The organism is Kribbella lupini, assembly GCF_039529595.1.
Classification (GTDB): domain Bacteria; phylum Actinomycetota; class Actinomycetes; order Propionibacteriales; family Kribbellaceae; genus Kribbella; species Kribbella lupini.
This window is the reverse complement of the sequence record NZ_BAAANC010000002.1, coordinates 2221425-2239831: the sequence shown is the minus strand read 5'-3', so window position 1 is coordinate 2239831 and position 18407 is coordinate 2221425. Positions and strand designations below refer to the sequence as shown.

Below are 18407 nucleotides of genomic sequence, written 5' to 3'. Positions count from 1 at the left end.
TCCCGATGACCGTTGCGCCGCCGACCGATCCCGACCCCGCTGCGATGACCGCTGCTGATCGCCCTGTGTGGCGGACTGCGCTGACCCCTCGCTGGTCGGCGCTGCTCCTGCTGGCGTTGGCGATCGCCGCGGTGATGTCGGTGTTGGGTGTTTGGCAGCTCGACGTCTATCGCTCCAAGACGGCCGCGGCCACCGCTGGTCGCGCCGCGATTCCTGCGGTGCCGCTGCAGTCGCTCTTCTCGATCGACTCCGGTCTGCCGGCTTCGGCGGTCGCGCGGCGCGTGACGGTGTCCGGCACGTGGGCTTCGCCGGCCGACCAGATCTACGTGTCGGATCGGGCGCACGAGGGGCGGGACGGCTTCTGGGTCGTCACTCCCCTGCTGCTGAACGGCACCGGCTCGTCCGGTCGGGGCGCCGTGATGGTCGTGCGCGGATGGGTCGCTTCTGTCGACGATCCTGCCGCGAAAGCGCCCACTGGTCCCGCCACGCTGACCGGCGGCATCGCGAGCTCCGAGGCCCAGGACTCTTCGGGTGACGTGAACCAGACTCGCATCCTGCAGTCGCTGCGCATCCCGACGATCGTCCACATGGTCGACTACCGCGTGTACGACGCGTTCGTGGTCCAGACCGCGACCGATCCCATCACACCGGCGGCCGGTACGTCGGCTCCTGGTCTGGCCATGGTCGAGCCGCCGTCCCCGCCCACGGACCACGCCGGTCTCCGCAACGTCGCGTACGCCTTCCAGTGGTGGATCTTCGCGGCCTTCACCCTGTGGATGTGGGGCCGCATGGTCCTCGACGCCCACCGCTCGGGTGATCCCGACCACCAGCCCCCTGCTGACGAGGACCCAAGCGGTACCGTTTCTGCGTGACCTCCCCCGCAGACCCTGCCACGCCGTCCGCTACCAAGCCGCCGCTCTCCGCGGCAACCCGAGGGGCGCTGACCCGCTACCGAGCGATCGCCTACGTCGTGGGCGTCATGCTCCTCGTCCTGGTCTTCGTCGCCATGCCCCTGAAGTACTTCGGCGACAACCCGGCGGTCATGAACGTCGTGGGTCCCCTTCACGGTTTCCTCTACGTCGTGTACCTGCTGTTCTCGTTCGACCTGGCGCGCCGGGTCCGCTGGCCGCTCGGCCGCTTGATCCTGGTGGCGCTCGCCGGCACGATCCCGTTCTTGTCGTTCTACGCCGAGCGTAGGGTCCACCACGACCTCGCTCGCTGACCTCGTTTCACGTGAAACACTGGGCCCGCAAACCGCTATATTAATTTGTCGACATAGCGCGACAGGGGTCTGCTCGGACGATCTGGACCACTGACGCTGTCGAATTGGCCCTTTGATGCGTCTCCAGAGGGCCCAAAAAGTTCTGTGAGCGGCATCCTAAGCCGCCTCGCCTCCGTCGCGCGCCGACCTCGATCGGCCAAAATCGCTCTCACAGCGACCTCTGGAGCCCCTTTCGAGCCGCCGAGACCGCTCTGAACAGCAGAAGGCCGCCACCCGGATGTACCGGGTGGCGGCCTTCTGTTTGGGCCGTTGTTCTTGGCCGGCTACTCGCTCTGCTTGTTCGGATCCATCAGCGTGACGATCCGCTCGAGGTCGTCGATCGACGCGAACTCGACGGTGATCTTCCCCTTGGTCTTCCCCAGGTCGACCTTCACCCGAGTCTCGAACCGGTCGGAGAGCCGGTCAGCCAGATCCACCAGCCGCGGAGCCACCGGCTTGTTCCGCCGCCGAGCCGGTGTTGGGTCGTCAGCCGACATGTCCCCCATCGCCACGATCTCCTCGACCGTGCGAACCGACAGCCCCTCAGCAACGATCCGCTGAGCAAGCCGCTCGATGGCGTCCCCACTCGGCAGTCCGAGCAACGCCCGAGCATGCCCAGCCGACAGCACCCCTGCCGCCACTCGCCGCTGCACCGACGCCGGCAACTTCAACAGCCGCAGCGTGTTCGAAATCTGCGGCCGAGACCGCCCGATCCGGGTGGCGAGCACTTCCTGCGTGCACCCGAAGTCATCCAGCATCTGCTGATAGGCAGCAGCCTCTTCCAACGGGTTCAGCTGACTCCGGTGCAGGTTCTCCAGCAGCGCATCCCGAAGCATCACGTCATCCGACGTGTCCCGCACAATCGCCGGAATCGTCTCCAGGCCGGCTTCCTGGGTCGCCCGCCACCGGCGCTCGCCCATCACCAGCTCGTACTTGTCGCCCTCGAGCCGCCGTACGACGATCGGCTGCAGCAGCCCGATCTCCTTCACCGAGTGCACGAGCTCGGCCATCGCGTCCTCGTCGAACACGCTCCGCGGCTGCTTCGGGTTGGGCGTGATCTTCCCAACCTCGATCTCCGCGAACTCAGCCCCCGGCACAGCCGCCAACTCAGAGCCCGCCGCCCCCACAGAAATCTCCGGCTTGACCGGCGGCGCCCCCGGAATCGAGTTCGACTTGCTTCCCAGAGCCGACCCGCCAGCAGCCGGGTTGCTAGGAATCAACGCACCCAGTCCACGTCCAAGCCTGGTGTTCATACCGCTCCTCGCGTCAGCTACCACCGGATCAACCCGCCGATGCCCCAAACCCACCCACCGACCCCGCAACGGTAACCGGTGACACCGCAACCAACACCCCCACCCCCACCATGTCGTGTCGCCACTTCACCCCAACCCCCGTCCGCCGCGACCCCGCGCCAACACCACCTCTAGTTCCGGCCTAACCGCCGCCTCAACGAACGCATCCCATACGACACCAACAACGAACTACGACGCTCACTCCTCGCCCCACCCCACCCACCGCCGTTTCACGTGGAACGCCTCCGCCCCTCCTGCACGAGCCACAAACGACGCACATCAACTTCGCCCTCCGCGCGATACCTCGCAGCTCCGCCCCGACCAATTCAGGGCGAATAGGTTTCACGTGAAACGCGCAATCCTTCGCCTCAGGCGGAACTTCCCTCCCAGCACCGCCGGCTAACACCACTCGGTCCTGCTCCCGCGAGAACCCCGATCTCGAAGCTGACTGACTGCGGGCGCCATACTGAGCACCGCTGTCCAGCCGATTGATCAGCAGTAGTCACACGCGCCTGGAAGGGGCCTCGCCGAACGGCTACTCCGGCCACGAGCCCCTCCCCGTCTAAGTCGAAAGCGCGGAGGTGAAGGCCAGCGACCTTTTAGCTAGATGTCGACAAAGCAACGCTGCCAACGACCCGATGAGCGCCGGGCAAATCTTCCTCGGCGGTCGCCTGCGAACGGCGCTGCGCGTCATCCACCGAGGGGTGCCGAACCAGTCGCCCCTTGCGGTCAGCACCTGAGTTCCGCGGCTACGGTCCGACGGATCCCCCGCGACTGCCCATGCTGGCCGTTTGGCGATATGCGGCGAGGTCTGACCAGACCTCCCGGCGGACATCGCACGATCGCCTCACTAGCCGCCAGCCCGCAGCCACAAACCCTGACCCAACCCACATGCCGAGCGGAACCAGCGCTACCACGACCCCACATGCCGAGCGGAACCAGAGCCACCCCGACCCCGCCGTGCCGGGCCCAGTCAGCGCCGCCCCCACGATTGCCGGCCGTCCCCAGCCAAACGGCGGGCGCCATCCATAAGCCTGCAGGTAGGCCCACCGCCACCTCAACAGCCTTCCACCCGGCGGAGGGGCGCGAACCCGCGATTCCGCAGGCGATCGGAACTCATCCTCGACGATCCAACCAAGCACCCAGCTCCGATGACTTCCCCATGTAGACGTCCGGCCTCGCGACCGCAGTGCAGGCGACGATGCCGTGCCTGTGGACTGCGACAACTGGATGTTCCGGCTTCGGGGCTTCTGCACTGCGGCCAGTCCCCCCACGGGTCGTGAACCTCTGGAGGCGGCGATGGATCAGCCCGCGACTGTCGTCGACCACTACTGTCCGCCAACGCCCACGCCCCTCGCGGCGAGCCGATAGAGGTTCGTCCCACACCCGACGCTGACCGTCGGCCCTGACCGGCGTGCGTACCCGCGCCTCCGGGCACTCCCGCTGGCCGGTGCGCGGGCGCCCGGCTGCCGGAGCCGGCGCCGGCAGGGAAGCGGCTGGTTGCCAGCGGCCGGTGTCCGGCACCAACCGGCGGCGCGCAGCCAGCGCTGTGCAACCGGCGGGGACGGTCGGCGGGACGGTCGGCGGGGACGGTCGGCGGGGACGGTCGGCGGTAGGCCGCGTACAAGCTTCGGAACGCGGTGGACCCCACCGGGCAGGAGAATCCACCGGCGCGGATCAGCTCTGACTCAGGATTCTCTCCGGTGGTGTCCGGGTCGATACGCGAGACCGCGAGGTCCGAATTGCCGACACTCGAGGCCGGAGCTGGCGACGCGGCACTGTCGAACGCGATGCTCGGTCCTTGCCAGCCGCCAGGATCGGACCGCCGCGTTGGCTGGCAGCTAGTCGAGTAGACGCCAGGCGCCGAGGGAGGACTCCGCGTCGTCGGTATCGGCGGACACGCGGAAGGCACGTCACCGCATCCGGCCGGCGCCGGCGGTCGGCCTGCGATGGCACCCCGTAGCCGGACGGCCCGCCGATGATGGCGACCACCCGTCCGTATTTGAGGCAGCAGCACGTCGCCCAGGCCGATGGTCGCGAACGTTTAGCTCATCTCGCGGGGCTGCTGGCGCCGAGTTCGCGTTTGCAGTTGCCTCAGATGGCCGGGAGCCATGGGCGTGCTGGCGCGGCCGTGCTTGGAATCGGCTGATCGAAGAGGACGTGTTTCACGTGAAACAGCCATGAACCGGGACGTTGCCTCACGCCGGTTGTCGACGTCTCTTACGTCAATGGGGCATGGGGTCGGGCGTCAGATTGGGACATCGGTCGGATTGCCGGTCCGGGCGGCGGTTGGGCCACAGGTTCGGGAACCCAGAAGACCGAACTGGCGGGATGCGGGGGTCGACGGCAGGACGGTGGCGTGCATCCACGGTTCGGGAAGGTCAACCACATTTTCCAAGGCCGGTGTAGCCACGGCTGGCAGCGTCCGACCCCAGCTGCACTCAGGGCCACCGCAGTCGAGTCGGCCGGTGTCCGGGCGCCCGCACGATGCCCCACCTCACCGTCCCCCGCGCCGGACCAATCGGCCCATAGCTGCATCCTGAGGAAAGCACGTCGCGTACCTGAGACCGGTGTCAGTCGAGCTGGACTCGACGGTCGGCAGTCACGGCCGCATCCTTGCCCAGCTGAGAAGGGCTCGGTGCGCATCGGCAGGATCTGAAGCGATCAGCGGCGGGCGGGCTGCACGCCCCAGCAGCAGACGAAACGTGGCGCAGTCAACAGCCGAAGCGTGGCGCGCACGGTTGGGGATCGCGAGCGTGGACCGTTGCCACCGGATAGTCAACCACCTCTCCGACCGCCTACTCGGACCCTCCGACCACGGGCGGAGACGACCGCAGGAGAGTGCGGAGGGATCCGAGCCCTTGATGCGAGTGCCCTCGGTCCCGTGACGGGTCCATGGGGGCCCAACAAGTTGCCGGCGCCGATCGGATGCGGGCGAGGCAGGCGCCGGTGACGTCCGACCGCATTGCGCCGGCGGCGTACACGTCCATCGCGCGATGCCATCCTCGCCGGCAGGGCAGGTCGTGCTGATCAGCGCCAGCGGGTTGCGAGCCGGCCGCGGCGGGTCCACGGCGAGCCGGACCGATCCCCCGGACCCGCTCGGACAAGGCCCGACTGGTCGGCAAGCACGTCGCGACGGCCTGCAGGATTTGGAAGGCCGTCGTACAAGTCGACACTAAACGAACCGGGGTGCGGCGTTTCATGTGCAACGACCGGCGGGACGAGGGCCCGCCACCTCGCGTCGTGTTTCACGTGGAACGAACGGTGGGAGCGAGGGCCCGCCCCTTGTCGGCGCGTTTCACGTGGAACGACCGGAGGAACGAGAGCCCGCCGCCCGCCAGCGTGTATCCGTGGAACGACCGAAGGAACGAGGCCCCCACTTGGCGGCGTGTTCACGTGGAACGTCAGAAGGCCCGGACCTTGGGGTCCGGGCCTTCTGGAGGAGTCTTGGGGTCAGGCGTTGTTGCGCATGGCGATTTCTCGGGAAGCCTCTAGGTACGAGAGGGCGCCTGCGGAAGCGGGGTCGTAGGCCAGGACCGTTTGGCCGTGGCTGGGGGCTTCGGAGATTCGGACGGAGCGGGGGACGGCGGTGCGGAGGACGGCGTCCTGGAAGTGGCCTCGGACTTCGGCTGCTACCTCGCCGGCGAGTTTGGTGCGGGCGTCGTACATGGTGAGCAGGATCGTCGAGACGTCGAGGGTCGGGTTCAGGTGGGACTTGACCATCTCGATGTGGCGGAGGAGTTGCGAGAGGCCTTCCAGGGCGTAGTACTCGCTCTGGATAGGGACGAGGACCTCGCGGGCTGCGGTGAGGGCGTTGACCGTGAGGAGGCCCAGTGATGGCGGGCAGTCGATGAAGACGTAGTCGTACTTCTCGCCGGCGGCCTCGGTCTCGGCCAGGTGGGCGTCGAGGGCCTTCTTCAGGCGGCTCTCGCGGGCGACGATGCTGACCAGTTCGATCTCCGCGCCGGCCAGGTCGATGGTCGCCGGGACGACGACGATGCCGGGGTGCTCCTCGCACGGCTGCAGCAGCTTGCTCAGCGGCTCGTTCTCGATGATCGCCTCGTAGACGCCGGGGGTGCCCTCCGAGTGCTCGATGCCGAGGGCGGTCGACGCGTTGCCCTGGGGGTCGAGGTCGATGACGAGGATGCGCGCGCCGTACAGGGCCAGGCCGGCCGCGACGTTGACGGTGGTGGTGGTCTTGCCGACACCGCCCTTCTGGTTGGCGACGACGAATACCCGGGTCTCGGCGGGCAGCGGGAACTCGCGGCCCATCGTGCGTCCTTCGTTCACGAGCAGGGTCCGTTCGGTGGCGGCGGCGATCGGAGTTTCGAGGAGTCGTCGCTGAAGCTCGTCCGAGGTGGCCCGCGCGGCGATCTGTGCGGCAGTCATGGCGCCCATTCCAAGAGGTACGGGACGTGGCCCGAAGAGGATGTCGGTCGGGGTCGGAGCCGGACTCTCCCCAGCTTTGTCCACAGGGGCCTGTGGACGAATTCCAGCGTGGGAGGCGGGTTCCAGGGGGTAGTCATCCACAGGCGGTGGAGACTCGGGGAACTCTTCGTCAGAAGTCGGCGCGGGCGCTGTTTCACGTGAAACGGGCCCGGCGGCGGGAGTCGCGGGGGCAGCTCCGAGGCCGAGCGAAGAAGCCGCCGCTTGCAGCATCGAGGGCCGGTTGTCCGCGTCGACGGCCGAAGCCGGAGCGGACTCCTGCGGAGTGGGGTCGGCCGAACTAGGGTCAGCTGAAGCAGACTCGGCCGGAACGGAGTCGGCCGGGATCGGCTCGGTCGAAGACGGCTCGGTCGGACTGAGGTCGGCCGGGGTGAGGTCGGCCGGGGTGAGGTCGGCCGGGGTGAGGTCGGTCGGACTCGGGGGGACCGGAGCGTCGTCCACCGAATCGGACTCGGCGGTACCGGACTCGGCGGGAGCGGCTGCAGGGGGAAAGCTAGCCGAGGAGGACTCAGTGGGCGCTGCATCCGGGGCGGCGGAGCCAAGACCAGTTGGCGTGACGGCTTCCTGCGCAGGGTCAGCTTGCGGAGCCGAGCTCGGGGTGGTCACCGCGTCAGCGGCCGGAGTGGGCGCAGTCGCTACGTCGGTTGCCGGCGTTGGTGCGAACTCCGACGAAGAGCCCGGAGTGGTGCCGCCCGGTGCAGGCACAGTTGTCGGCGGGGTTGAAGGCGGTGCGGGGACCAGTGTGGAAGAGGCCGACCCTTGGCCTGTAGAGGCCGGGGCGGCGGACGGCGGATCGGTCTCCGCCGGGGTGGTAGGCGCTGAGGCCACCGGGTCCGATGTAGTCGGAACAGGGGCGGTCGGTGTAGCGGCTACCGGCGCCGAGGCAGGTGAAGCCGCCTGAGATGCTGCCGGATCTGGGTGCTTGGTGGTGATGCGAACGACGGGCGTGCCGGGGTCTGTCGGCCAGCCGATCCCCTGGGTCGTACGGGATTCCCCCGTGCTCCTGTCCGGCCATCCGACGGCGCGACTCACCAACCCGTTCACCTCCCGCGTCTTTTGTGCTGGGATCCCCGCGCAGCACGTCCGGCCACAATACTCACGACAGTCGTCGGCTGGGCCAGTTCTTCGACGCCGAGTTGGTGAACGTGCCAAACTTCCGCGCCGAGGGCCTCCAACTCCCCCTCGGCACCGGCCAGTTCGTCCTCCGCGGACTCGCCCTTCATGGCCAGCATCAGGCCCCCTTCGTCGAGCAGTGGCAGGCACCACCCGGCGAGTTTGCCCAGCGGCGCGACCGCGCGCGAGGCGACCACGTCATACGTCGTACCGCGCAGGTCCTCAGCGCGGGCACGGACGACCGACGCGTTGTCGAGGCCGAGCTGCTCCACCGCCTCCTCCAGGAACGTGGTGCGCCGGAGCAACGGCTCGACGAGCGCGACCTGGAGGTCGGGGCGGACCAGCGCGAGCACGATCCCGGGCAGGCCGGCCCCGGTGCCGATGTCGGCGACCGTGGACTCCTCCGGGATCAGCCGCTCGAGCACGGCGCAGTTGAGGAGGTGCCGGTCCCAGAGGCGCGGCACCTCCCGCGGGCCGATCAGGCCACGCAGGGTTCCTTCGGTTGCCAGCAGTTCGGCGTACGCCGCCAGCCGGCCCGCCGCCCGGGGGAAGAGCTCCTCCACGAGCGGCGGGGTTTCACGTGAAACGTCACCAGTCACGAGCAGTACACGACGATCAGGCCGGCTGGACGACGACCCGACGACGCGGCTCCTCGCCTTCGGACTCGCTGGTCAGGCCCGCCGCGGCGACGACGTCGTGCACGACCTTCCGCTCGAACGGCGTCATCGGGTCGAGCCGGACCGGCTGGCCGGTCTCCTGAACGTCCTCGACGGCCTTCTTGCCGACCTTCTCCAGCTCGGCCTTGCGGTTCGCGCGGTAGTTCGACACGTCGAGCATCAGCCGCGACCGCTCGCCGGTCTCCCGGTAGACGGCCAGCCGGGTGAGCTCCTGCAGCGCCTCGAGCACCTTGCCGTTCTCACCGACCAGGTTGCTCAGGTCGGCACCGACGATCGAGACCGCAGCACGGTCGCCGTCGATGTCCATGTCGATGTCGCCGTCCAGGTCGGCGATGTCGAGCAGTTCCTCCAGGTAGTCGGCCGCGATGTCGCTCTCGGCCTCCAACGCCTTCAGACGCTCGTCCGCACCACTCGCGGTGGACTTCTCCGCCGACTCGTTCTGCATGCCGTCGCTCACGGCCACTCCTTCACGGTTCGAGATCCGCCCCACGGGGACCCGGTTCGTACAAAAGCAGGGATGTACAGCGGGCCGGTGGCTCAGCTGTCGGTCTTGCGGGGCGTACCGCCGCCGGACTTCTTCTGCCCGGCCTTCTGCTGGGCGGTCCGCTGCGCACGGGACTTGGCGGCCGGCTGGCGCTTGCCGCCGGCCGGAGCCTTCTTCGCGGCCGGAGCCTTCTTGGCCGGAGCAGGGGTCGGGGTCGAGGCCTGCTGGCCGTTGCTCGAGGCCTTCGGCTCGTCCTGTACGCCGCTAGCGCCGCCGGCACCGGCCGACGGACCGGTCTTGCGGTTGCTGCGGGACTGCCGCTTCGGCTGCTGGCGCTGGGCCGGACGACGGTCCGAACCGCTCTCGTCGTCGCCCTCAGCGGTGGCCAGGCCGGTGTCCTCCGGCTTGCCCGCGCGCCGGTTGTGCTCGCGCTTGCGGGCCTCCATCGCGTCGAACGCCGGCGTACCGGGGGCCGGGTTGCGGCGGATCACGTAGAACTGCTGGCCCATCGTCCACACGTTCGAGACGAACCAGTAGATGAGCACACCGATCGGGAAGTTGAAGCCACCGATCAGGAAGAAGATCGGGAAGACGTACAGCATGATCTTCTGCATCTGCGCCGCCTGGCCCTCGAGGGCCTCCTTCGGCATGTTCTTGCGCATCAGCTGCAGCTGGGTGATGAACATCGTGCTGGTCATCAGGATGATCAGCACGATCGCGACGGCCTTGACGTTGGTCGCGCCGTCGCCGTTGGCCTTCAGGAAGGTCTGGGAGATCTCGGCGCCGAAGATCTTCGCGTGCTGCAGGGACGCGACGTGCGGGTCCATGATGCTCGCGTGCGTCTTGCCCTTCGACGCGTAGTCGAGGACGCGGAACAGCGCCAGGAAGATCGGCGACTGGAGCAGCAGCGGCAGGCACGAGGAGAACGGGTTGGTGCCCGTCTCCTTGTACAGCTTCATCATTTCCTGACCGAGCTTCTCCCGGTCGTGGCCGTACTTCTTCTGCAGCTCCTTCATCTTCGGCTGCAGCAGCTGCATGTTCCGGCTGGAGCGGATCTGCCGGACGAACAGCGGGATCAGCAGGGTCCGGATGACGATCGTCAGGCCGGCGATCGACAGCGCCCAGGCCCAGCCGCCGTTCGGGTCCAGCACCTGCGAGAGCAGCCAGTGCCACCCCACCAGCAGTGCCGAGACAGCCCAGTAGAGCGGAGTCATGACCGTGTTGAACAGATCGACGATCCCGTCCCACAAGGCGAGCTCGGGGATGGCCAGGGGAATGATCACTCAGGCACCTCGCTGCACAGGCCCGGCGTCGGTCGACGATCCGGGCTGGTTGGCGGAGAGGGACTCTCCGCGCTGGTCGACATCTGTGGGTGGAACGGGGTCGTAGCCGCCGGGGTTCCACGGGTGGCAGCGGGCGAGTCGTCTCGCCGCCAGCCAGCTACCGCGCACCGCGCCGTGCCGCTCGACCGCTTCCAGGGCGTACGCCGAACAACTGGGGTAGAACCGGCAGACCTGCCCGTACATCGGGCTGACGACCTTCCGGTACAGCTTGAGGAACCCGATCAGCCCGTACTTCACGGGCGAGAACCTCATCGGGAGTCCACCAGGACGCGCCGCAGGGCACCGTCCACGTCGGCGACCAACTCGGCGTACGACGCCGTGGCCGATGCGGGCAGGGCCCGGACGACGGTCAGGCTGCCGGCCGGCAGGTCGGGGAGCCGCGACGCCAGGACAGCACGCAGCCGGCGGTGGACACGGTTGCGCACAACCGCGTTGCCCACCGCCTTGCTCACCACGAATCCGACACGAGCAGCGTCGTCCGCGGCCCCGGCGGCCTGGCCGGATCCGGCCAACAGGTGCACCACCACCGCACGCCGACCAGCCCGCCGTCCCGATCGGACGGCGCGGCGGAAGTCGTCGGACCGGCGGAGCCGGTGCGACGGGGGCAGCACGAGGTGGTCACCGCGTCGGCCGGCGGACCTCAGGCCGCGAGGCGCTGACGGCCCTTGCCACGACGGGAGGCGAGGATCGCGCGGCCCGCGCGGGTGCGCATCCGAAGACGGAAGCCGTGCTTCTTGTGCCGACGACGGTTGTTCGGCTGGAAGGTCCGCTTGCTCACTGGAATGACTCCGGTTACTCGATCACGATTGTCGACAAATCCACTGGTAGATCTGCCCCATGGTGCAGGTCCTGCACACCGACCCAGAACCCAGTCAACATGACGCCGACAAACAATGGTCCTTCTGGAGCGCAGCACGAAACGGCCGGCTCAACGCCGACCGATCCACGGTACGTGGCGGCCTGTGGACAGGTCAAACCAGCCGTCCCCATAGTTTTCCACAGGCTTGTGGACGAAACCCACCGTCAGGGCGCTGTGACTGCCTGATCGGGTCGACTACCGACCGCGACAGGACAACCACGACTACACCTCGACGTCCACCCGACACGCCGCAAGTTGCCCCCAATTTGGCGTGCATAGCCTGTGGATGACGGGTTGAAGCAGCGGGACGGGACTTGTTAGCGTCAGCCCTTCACACCAGAGGTCCCACTTTCCCCAATCGGTAACCAACCTGGTCCGCGCTTCGTTCACAACTGTGGACAACCGTGTGGACAATGAGGAAAACCCGGTTGAGGAGACCAGCGATTGCGACGTGCGGCCACCGGTCGCACCAGCAGTGGCCGGAGATCGGGACGAGGTCGCACCGGCCGGGGCAGCACAGCCCGGACGGACCGGCCACCGCAGCGATGGATTCGGGGAGCAACGCGTGGTCGAGGACCAGTCCGCCAGTGCGGACGGCAGGGCAGAAGTGAAGGACCTGGACGAGGCCTGGACCCGGGTACTCGCCGGACTGCCCCCGAACCAGCGGGCCTGGCTGACCAACAGCCGCCCGGTCACCCTGCACGAGAGCACCGCGATCGTCGCCGTACCGGACGACTTCACCCGTGGGCAGCTCGAGACTCGGCTGCGTCCGGACCTGGAGCGGATCCTCAGCGAGAGCTTCGGCCGGGATATCCGGATCGCGGTCACCGTCGACCCGTCGCTGGACCCGGAGCTCCGCGAGCCCGCGCCCCAGCCGGAGCCGGTCCGCCAGCAAAACCCGTTCCAGCAGCCGGCACCGCAGTACCAGCCGCCCAACCACCAGCAACCGAGCCACCAGCAGCAGCCCAGCCACCTGCAGCAGAACCAGCAGCAGGGTCAGCAACTCGGGCAGCATCAGCAGCAGCCGCCGGCGCACTTCCAGCCGAGCCCGCTCGGGCAGAACCGGTACGAGCAGAGCCAGCTCCAGCAGAACGAGTCGTACTCGCAGCAGCAGAGCCAGCAGCAGTCCCAGCCTCAGCACGACCAGTCCCAGCAGGGCCACTCCCAACAGGCCCACGCGCAGCAGCCGCAGCAGCAGGCTCCGCAGCAGAGCCAGCCGGTGCAGAACGAGGGCTCGTACCAGCCGACCCTCCAGTCCGAGCTGACCGCACCGGACACGATCAACCAGCAGCACCCCCAGACCCAGCAGCCGCAGAACCACCAGGCCCCCGAGCAGCCGCACCAGCAGCAGCCGGCTCACCAGCAGCAACAGTCCCCGCAGCACGACCAGCAGCAGTACGCCCAGGGCAACGGCTACGGCATCGGTCACCAGCAGCAGCCGCCCAGGTCGGTCGCTCCGCCGCCGAACGGGTCCGCACTGATCGGAACGCCGACCAACGACGCCCAGGGCGAGGCGCGGCTGAACCCGAAGTACACCTTCGAGACCTTCGTCATCGGCAGCTCGAACCGTTTCGCCCATGCCGCGGCCGTCGCGGTCGCCGAAGCACCGGGCAAGGCGTACAACCCGCAGCTGATCTACGGCGACTCCGGGCTGGGAAAGACCCACCTGCTGCACGCCATCGGCCACTACGTGCGCAGCCTCTACACCGGCGCGCGGGTCCGGTACGTGTCCAGCGAGGAGTTCACCAACGACTTCATCAACGCGATCCGCGACGACAAGGCGTCCCAGTTCCAGCGCCGGTACCGCGACGTCGACGTCCTGCTGATCGACGACATCCAGTTCCTGGAAGGCAAGATCCAGACGCAGGAAGAGTTCTTCCACACCTTCAACACCCTGCACAACGCGAACAAGCAGATCGTGATCAGCTCCGACCGCGCGCCGAAGCGCCTGGAAGCGCTGGAGGACCGGCTGCGCAACCGGTTCGAGTGGGGCCTGATCACCGACATCCAGCCGCCGGACCTCGAGACCCGGATCGCGATCCTGCGGAAGAAGGCAGCCACCGAGCGGCTGACCGCGCCGCCGGAGGTGCTGGAGTTCATCGCGTCGAAGGTGCAGACCAACATCCGTGAGCTCGAGGGCGCGCTGATCCGGGTAACGGCGTTCGCCAGCCTGAACCGCCAGCCGGTCGACCTGAGCCTGGCCGAGATCGTGCTGAAGGACCTGATCCCCGAGGGCAGCAAGCCCGAGGTGACGGCCAGCATGATCATGGGTCAGACGGCGTCGTACTTCGGGCTGTCGATCGACGACCTGTGCGGTTCGAGCCGGAGCCGGGTGCTGGTCACGGCCCGCCAGATCGCCATGTACCTGTGCCGCGAGCTGACCGACCTGTCGCTGCCGAAGATCGGCCAGCAGTTCGGCGGCCGCGACCACACCACGGTGATGCACGCCGAGCGGAAGATCCGCCAGCTGATGTCGGAGCGCCGCAGCGTCTTCAACCAGGTCACCGAGCTGACCAACCGGATCAAGCACCAGGCCAAGCAGCAATGAGCCGCCGGCCGGGTCGATTCGGTACGGCGAACAGCCGGTCCGCCGAGCACTTCGACCCGGTCTCCGGAACCACACAGCCTGGGGACACAGCTGTGGATAACTGTGGGTATCCCGGTGGACGAAGGGCACTTCGTTGTGGATTCGCTGTGGGGACAGATCTCGTCGTACCCAGGCGTCCCCAGGCAAGCCCGATTTCATCCACACCCCACGCACAGGGTCATTCGCACTCTGACCTGCGGTTTCGCGGCTTTTCCACACTATCCACCGGTGCGAAGAACCTTATGGAATCTACAGAGGTTCCAAAGTCCACAAATGGTTCGAGCGGCCCAACCTGGGGAAAACTCCGTTTTTCGGCCCTTCACCGACCCCTCGCCTCCCGGTGCTGGGCAGTGTCGGTGGAACCTGTCAGGCTGTCGTTGCGAGACGTGGCGAACCGCCGCGTCAAGCCCGGTGGACACACATCACATCCGTCCGTGGCAGGATCTGCCTGGCACACAGCCGAATCAGGAGGCACCCAGCGGTGAAGTTTCGCGTCGAGCGCGACGTACTGGCCGAATCGGTGGCCTGGGCCGCGCGCAGCTTGCCCAGCCGTCCCAGCGTCCCGATCCTCGCCGGACTTCTCGTCGAGGCCGAGGAAGGGCAGATCACGCTGTCCGGCTTCGACTACGAGACCTCCGTGCGCGTCACCGTGCCGGCCCAGGTGGCCGACACGGGCAAGTGCCTGATCTCCGGCCGGCTGGTCGCGGACATCTCCAAGAGCCTGCCGAACCAGCCCGTGGACATCGCCGTGGACGGCGCGAAGGCCCAGGTCACCTGTGGCAGCTCGCGGTTCACGCTCCAGACGCTTCCCACAGAGGAATATCCGGCTCTGCCCGACCTCCCCGCAGCAAGCGGCACCGTCCGGAGCGACGTGTTCGCCCAGGCGGTCGCCCAGGTGGTCACCGCGGCCGGGCGTGAGGACACTCTTCCGGTGCTGACCGGTGTGCGGGTCGAGATCGAGGGATCCACGATCTCGCTGCTGGCCACTGACCGCTACCGGCTGGCGATCCGCGAGCTCGAGTGGAACCCGCAGTCCCCCGACGCCTCGGCCGCCGCGCTGATTCCGGCGCGGGTGCTGTCGGAGACCGCGAAGGCGATGACCGGCACCGACATCATCGTGTCGCTGGCGGCTCCCGGCAGCGGCGACGGCATCGTCGGTTTCGAGGGCGAGGTCTCCGGTGGCAACCGGCGGGCCACCACCCGGCTGCTCGACGGCGAGTTCCCGAAGGTCCGCGGCATCATCCCGACCGACTCCGCGATCGCCACGCGGGTCCGGCTCGACACCGCGACCCTGGTCGAGGCCGTCAAGCGCGTCGCCCTGGTCGCGGAGCGCAACGCGCCGGTCCGGCTGACGTTCTCCGAGGACTCGGTCACGCTCGACGCCGGCAGCGGTGACGAGGCCCAGGCGTCGGAGTCGATTGAGGCGCGCGTCGTCGGGGAACCGGTGACCGTCGGGTTCAACCCGACGTACCTGCTGGACGGACTCAACGCGATCGGAACACCGGTGGCCCATCTGGCGTTCACCCAAGCGACGAAGCCGGCCGAGCTGACCGGGGTCAGGGACTTCGACGGTGACCCGATCAGCGAGTTCCGGTACGTGCTGATGCCGGTCCGCCTGAACAGCTGACCAGCAGCGGCTCAGACGGGAAAAGCCAACAGAACAAGGGGATTCACGATGGAGCTCGGGCTTGTCGGTCTCGGCAAGATGGGCGGCAACATGCGCCAGCGGATCCGCAACGCGGGTCACACGGTGATCGGCCTGGATCACAACCAGGAGATCTCCGACGCCAAGGACACCGCCGACCTGGTCGGCAAGCTGACCGCCGACGGTCAGCCGAAGGTCGTCTGGGTGATGGTGCCGGTCCAGGCGATCGACCCGGTGATCACCGAGCTCGCCGACCTGCTGTCCCCGGGTGACATCGTGATCGACGGCGGCAACAGCCGCTGGACCGACGACACCCGCCGGGCCGCGCAGCTGGCCGAGAAGGGCATCAAGTTCGTCGACTGCGGTGTCTCCGGCGGCGTCTGGGGCCTGGAGAACGGCTACGCCCTGATGGTCGGCGGCGAGGCCGACACGATCGCCACGCTGATGCCGATCTTCGAGGCGCTCAAGCCCGAGGGCGAGTTCGGTTTCGTGCACGCCGGCAAGGTCGGCGCCGGGCACTTCACCAAGATGGTCCACAACGGCATCGAGTACGCGATCATGCAGGCGTACGCCGAGGGCTTCGAGCTGCTCGAGGCGGCCGACATCGTGGAGAGCGTGCCGGAGGCGTTCGACTCCTGGCGCGAGGGCACGGTGATCCGGTCCTGGCTGCTCGACCTGATGGTCAACGCGCTCAAGGAAGACACCCACCTGGACAAGATCCGCGGCTACGCCGACGACTCCGGCGAGGGCCGGTGGACCGTCGAGGCCGCGATCGACCACGCCGTCCCGGTGCCGGCGATCGCCGCGTCGCTGTTCGCGCGGTTCGCGTCCCGCCAGGACGACTCCCCGGCGATGAAGGCGATCGCCGCGATGCGCAACCAGTTCGGCGGGCACGCGGTGAAGGGCGCCGAGGACCCGTCGTACGCGACGCCCCCGATCAAGCACTGAGGTGTACGTCACCGCCCTGGGACTCGTCGACTTCCGGTCGTACCAGCAGGCGGAGGTCGAGCTCTCCCCGGGCGTGACGGCCTTCGTCGGTCCGAACGGCCACGGCAAGACCAACCTGGTCGAGGCGATCCACTACACCGCGACGCTCGGTTCGCACCGGGTCGCGACCGACGCGCCGCTGGTGCGCGCCGGCGCGTCTCGCGCGATCGTGCGCACCGAGGTCCGCGGTGAGTACGAGCGGGACGTCGTGGTCGAGCTGGAAATCAATCCTGGGAAGGCAAACCGGGCCCGGATCAACCGCTCGCCGGTCCCCCGGCCCCGGGAAGTGCTCGGTCTGCTCCGGACAGTGCTGTTCGCGCCGGAGGATCTCGCGCTGGTGAAGGGCGATCCGTCCGAGCGGCGCCGGTTCCTGGACGAGCTGCTCACCCTGCGGACGCCGCGGATGGCCGGCGTCCGGCAGGACTACGACCGGGTGCTCAAGCAGCGGAACTCGTTGCTGCGCAGCGCCCAGATGGCCCGCCGGCAGAACCGCTCGTCCGCGGCCGAAGGGCAGCTGCGCACGCTCGAGGTGTGGGACTCGAACCTCGCGCGGACCGGTTCCGAGCTGCTCGCCACGCGGCTGGAGCTGCTGGAATCCCTGCGTCCGTTGGTCTCCAGCGGGTACGACGCTGTTGCCCGCGGCAAGGGTGACGCGCGGCTGGAGTACAAGTCGTCGGTCCCGCTCGAGCCCGGGATGCGGTCGCGTGAGCAGCTGGCCGAGGCGTTGCTGGCCGCCGTCCGGGAGAAGCGGCAGGACGAGCTCGATCGCGGCGTCTCGCTGGTCGGCCCGCACCGCGACGACGTGCTGCTCGGGCTCGGGGACTTGCCGGCGAAGGGGTACGCGAGTCACGGTGAGTCCTGGTCGTTCGCGCTCGCGCTGCGGCTGGCGTCGTACGAGCTGCTGCGGGCGGACGGAGGTGAGCCGGTGCTGATCCTGGACGACGTGTTCGCCGAGCTCGACTCCCAGCGCCGCGACCGGCTGGCCGAGTTGGTGGCGCCGGCGCGGCAGGTGCTGGTGACGGCGGCGGTCGGTGCCGACGTACCGGGTGAGCTGTCCGGCGTACGGTTCGCGGTCGGGGACGGGTCGGTCACCCGTGCCTGAACCCCGGAATTCCTCTGACAGCGGCAACGAGAGCGACGACGCCCCCACGCTGCCGGCGGAGGAACCGGAGCACGACAAGCACGGCCTCGACCTGGCGAAGTCCCTGGCCGGGCGGCTGAAGAACGCCGCCGCCGCGAACGGCCCGCTCCGGCCGGTACGGCGTAAGCGCCGCCGCACCGGCGACGGCTTCCAGGTCAGCGGTGCCCGGCCGGATGACCGCGACCCGCAGAAGCTCACGTCGACACTCGGCCGCCTGATGCGCGACCAGGGCTGGGAAGTCGACGTCGCCGTGCACGGCGTGATGGCCCGCTGGCCGTCGATCGTCGGCCCGGAGATGGCCGAGCACTGCAAGCCGGAGAGCTACGAGGACACCCAGCTCACCGTCCGCACCAGCTCGACGGCTTGGGCGACCCAGCTGAAGATGCTCGCCCCCGACCTGATCCGCCGCCTCAACGCCGAGCTCGGCGACGGCACCGTGACCCACGTCAACGTCCAGGGCCCGCACCAGCCCAGCTGGCGCAAGGGCCCCCGCACGGTCCGCGGCGGCCGAGGGCCGCGCGACACGTACGGCTGAGCCGCAGCTAGCCCCTTCCGGGTGCTGGAAGCCGGCA

14 protein-coding genes and 1 pseudogene are annotated in these 18407 nt (G+C 68.5%); 7 read left to right on the top strand and 8 right to left on the bottom strand.

The annotated features are described in order from the left end of the window. Positions 1-5: 5 nt before the first annotated feature. Both ABD235_RS24000 and ABD235_RS23995 read left to right on the top strand, forming a co-directional pair. The gene (locus tag ABD235_RS24000; RefSeq protein ID WP_344177742.1) at positions 6-872 is read left to right on the top strand and encodes an SURF1 family protein; all 867 of its coding nucleotides are present in this window, start codon (positions 6-8) and stop codon (positions 870-872) included. After that, a complete protein-coding gene (locus ABD235_RS23995) occupies positions 869-1222 on the top strand; it encodes a DUF3817 domain-containing protein (protein ID WP_344177740.1) in 354 nt (117 codons plus the stop codon). Before ABD235_RS24000 ends, ABD235_RS23995 begins: the two co-directional genes overlap by 4 nt. 323 nt (positions 1223-1545) lie before the next feature. On the opposite strand, the gene ABD235_RS23990 is transcribed toward ABD235_RS23995, so the two are convergent. The 8 genes and pseudogenes from ABD235_RS23990 to rpmH form a co-directional block, all read right to left on the bottom strand. Beyond that, positions 1546-2514, bottom strand: a complete 969-nt coding sequence (locus tag ABD235_RS23990) for a ParB/RepB/Spo0J family partition protein (protein ID WP_344177738.1) — start codon at positions 2512-2514, stop codon at positions 1546-1548. A 3492-nt stretch (positions 2515-6006) separates the two neighbouring features. Next, positions 6007-6942: a ParA family protein gene (locus ABD235_RS23985; protein WP_344177736.1), complete on the bottom strand. Its 936-nt coding sequence runs from the start codon at positions 6940-6942 to the stop codon at positions 6007-6009. Between the two features lie 1097 nt (positions 6943-8039). Beyond that, complete coding sequence (gene rsmG / locus ABD235_RS23980) at positions 8040-8675, bottom strand: 16S rRNA (guanine(527)-N(7))-methyltransferase RsmG (RefSeq protein WP_344177734.1); 636 nt, start codon at positions 8673-8675, stop codon at positions 8040-8042. A gap of 52 nt (positions 8676-8727) precedes the next feature. Next, positions 8728-9246 carry a Jag family protein gene (locus ABD235_RS23975; protein WP_425553166.1) on the bottom strand — a complete coding sequence of 173 codons (519 nt, stop codon included), beginning with the start codon at positions 9244-9246 and terminating at the stop codon, positions 8728-8730. 320 nt (positions 9247-9566) lie between these two features. Further along, positions 9567-10556: pseudogene (gene yidC / locus ABD235_RS23970) on the bottom strand (membrane protein insertase YidC); the annotation flags it as partial. After that, complete coding sequence (yidD, locus tag ABD235_RS23965; RefSeq protein ID WP_344177732.1) at positions 10557-10868, bottom strand: membrane protein insertion efficiency factor YidD; 312 nt, start codon at positions 10866-10868, stop codon at positions 10557-10559. Continuing rightward, positions 10865-11227, bottom strand: a complete 363-nt coding sequence (rnpA, locus tag ABD235_RS23960) for a ribonuclease P protein component (RefSeq protein ID WP_344177731.1) — start codon at positions 11225-11227, stop codon at positions 10865-10867. Before rnpA ends, yidD begins: the two co-directional genes overlap by 4 nt. Before the next feature lie 29 nt (positions 11228-11256). Next, complete coding sequence (rpmH, locus tag ABD235_RS23955) at positions 11257-11394, bottom strand: 50S ribosomal protein L34 (RefSeq protein ID WP_012924626.1); 138 nt, start codon at positions 11392-11394, stop codon at positions 11257-11259. Between the two features lie 475 nt (positions 11395-11869). On the opposite strand from rpmH, the gene dnaA reads away from it, so the two are divergent. The 5 genes from dnaA (at position 11870) to ABD235_RS23930 (ending at position 18370) form a co-directional block, all read left to right on the top strand. Beyond that, positions 11870-14023: a chromosomal replication initiator protein DnaA gene (dnaA, locus tag ABD235_RS23950; protein WP_344177728.1), complete on the top strand. Its 2154-nt coding sequence runs from the start codon at positions 11870-11872 to the stop codon at positions 14021-14023. A 520-nt stretch (positions 14024-14543) separates the two neighbouring features. Further along, positions 14544-15689, top strand: coding sequence for a DNA polymerase III subunit beta (gene dnaN / locus ABD235_RS23945; RefSeq protein WP_184800760.1), 1146 nt, complete (start codon positions 14544-14546; stop codon positions 15687-15689). A 48-nt stretch (positions 15690-15737) separates the two neighbouring features. Further along, on the top strand, positions 15738-16655 hold the full coding sequence (gene gnd, locus ABD235_RS23940) for a phosphogluconate dehydrogenase (NAD(+)-dependent, decarboxylating) (protein ID WP_344177723.1): 918 nt from the start codon (positions 15738-15740) through the stop codon (positions 16653-16655). A 1-nt stretch (position 16656) separates the two neighbouring features. Further along, complete coding sequence (recF, locus tag ABD235_RS23935) at positions 16657-17796, top strand: DNA replication/repair protein RecF (RefSeq protein ID WP_344177721.1); 1140 nt, start codon at positions 16657-16659, stop codon at positions 17794-17796. Continuing rightward, positions 17789-18370 (top strand): DciA family protein, encoded by a 582-nt coding sequence (locus tag ABD235_RS23930; RefSeq protein ID WP_344177719.1) that lies wholly within the window; start codon positions 17789-17791, stop codon positions 18368-18370. Before recF ends, ABD235_RS23930 begins: the two co-directional genes overlap by 8 nt. The last annotated feature ends 37 nt before the right edge of the window (positions 18371-18407 follow it).

What these genes read in the sequence shown, in the direction of transcription:
- ABD235_RS23990 (WP_344177738.1), bottom strand. Translation starts at nt 2,514, where the DNA reads ATGAACACCAGGCTTGGACGTGGACTGGGTGCGTTGATTCCTAGCAAC.
- ABD235_RS23985 (WP_344177736.1), bottom strand. Translation starts at nt 6,942, where the DNA reads ATGACTGCCGCACAGATCGCCGCGCGGGCCACCTCGGACGAGCTTCAG.
- gnd (WP_344177723.1), top strand. Translation starts at nt 15,738, where the DNA reads ATGGAGCTCGGGCTTGTCGGTCTCGGCAAGATGGGCGGCAACATGCGC.
- ABD235_RS24000 (WP_344177742.1), top strand. Translation starts at nt 6, where the DNA reads ATGACCGTTGCGCCGCCGACCGATCCCGACCCCGCTGCGATGACCGCT.
- yidD (WP_344177732.1), bottom strand. Translation starts at nt 10,868, where the DNA reads ATGAGGTTCTCGCCCGTGAAGTACGGGCTGATCGGGTTCCTCAAGCTG.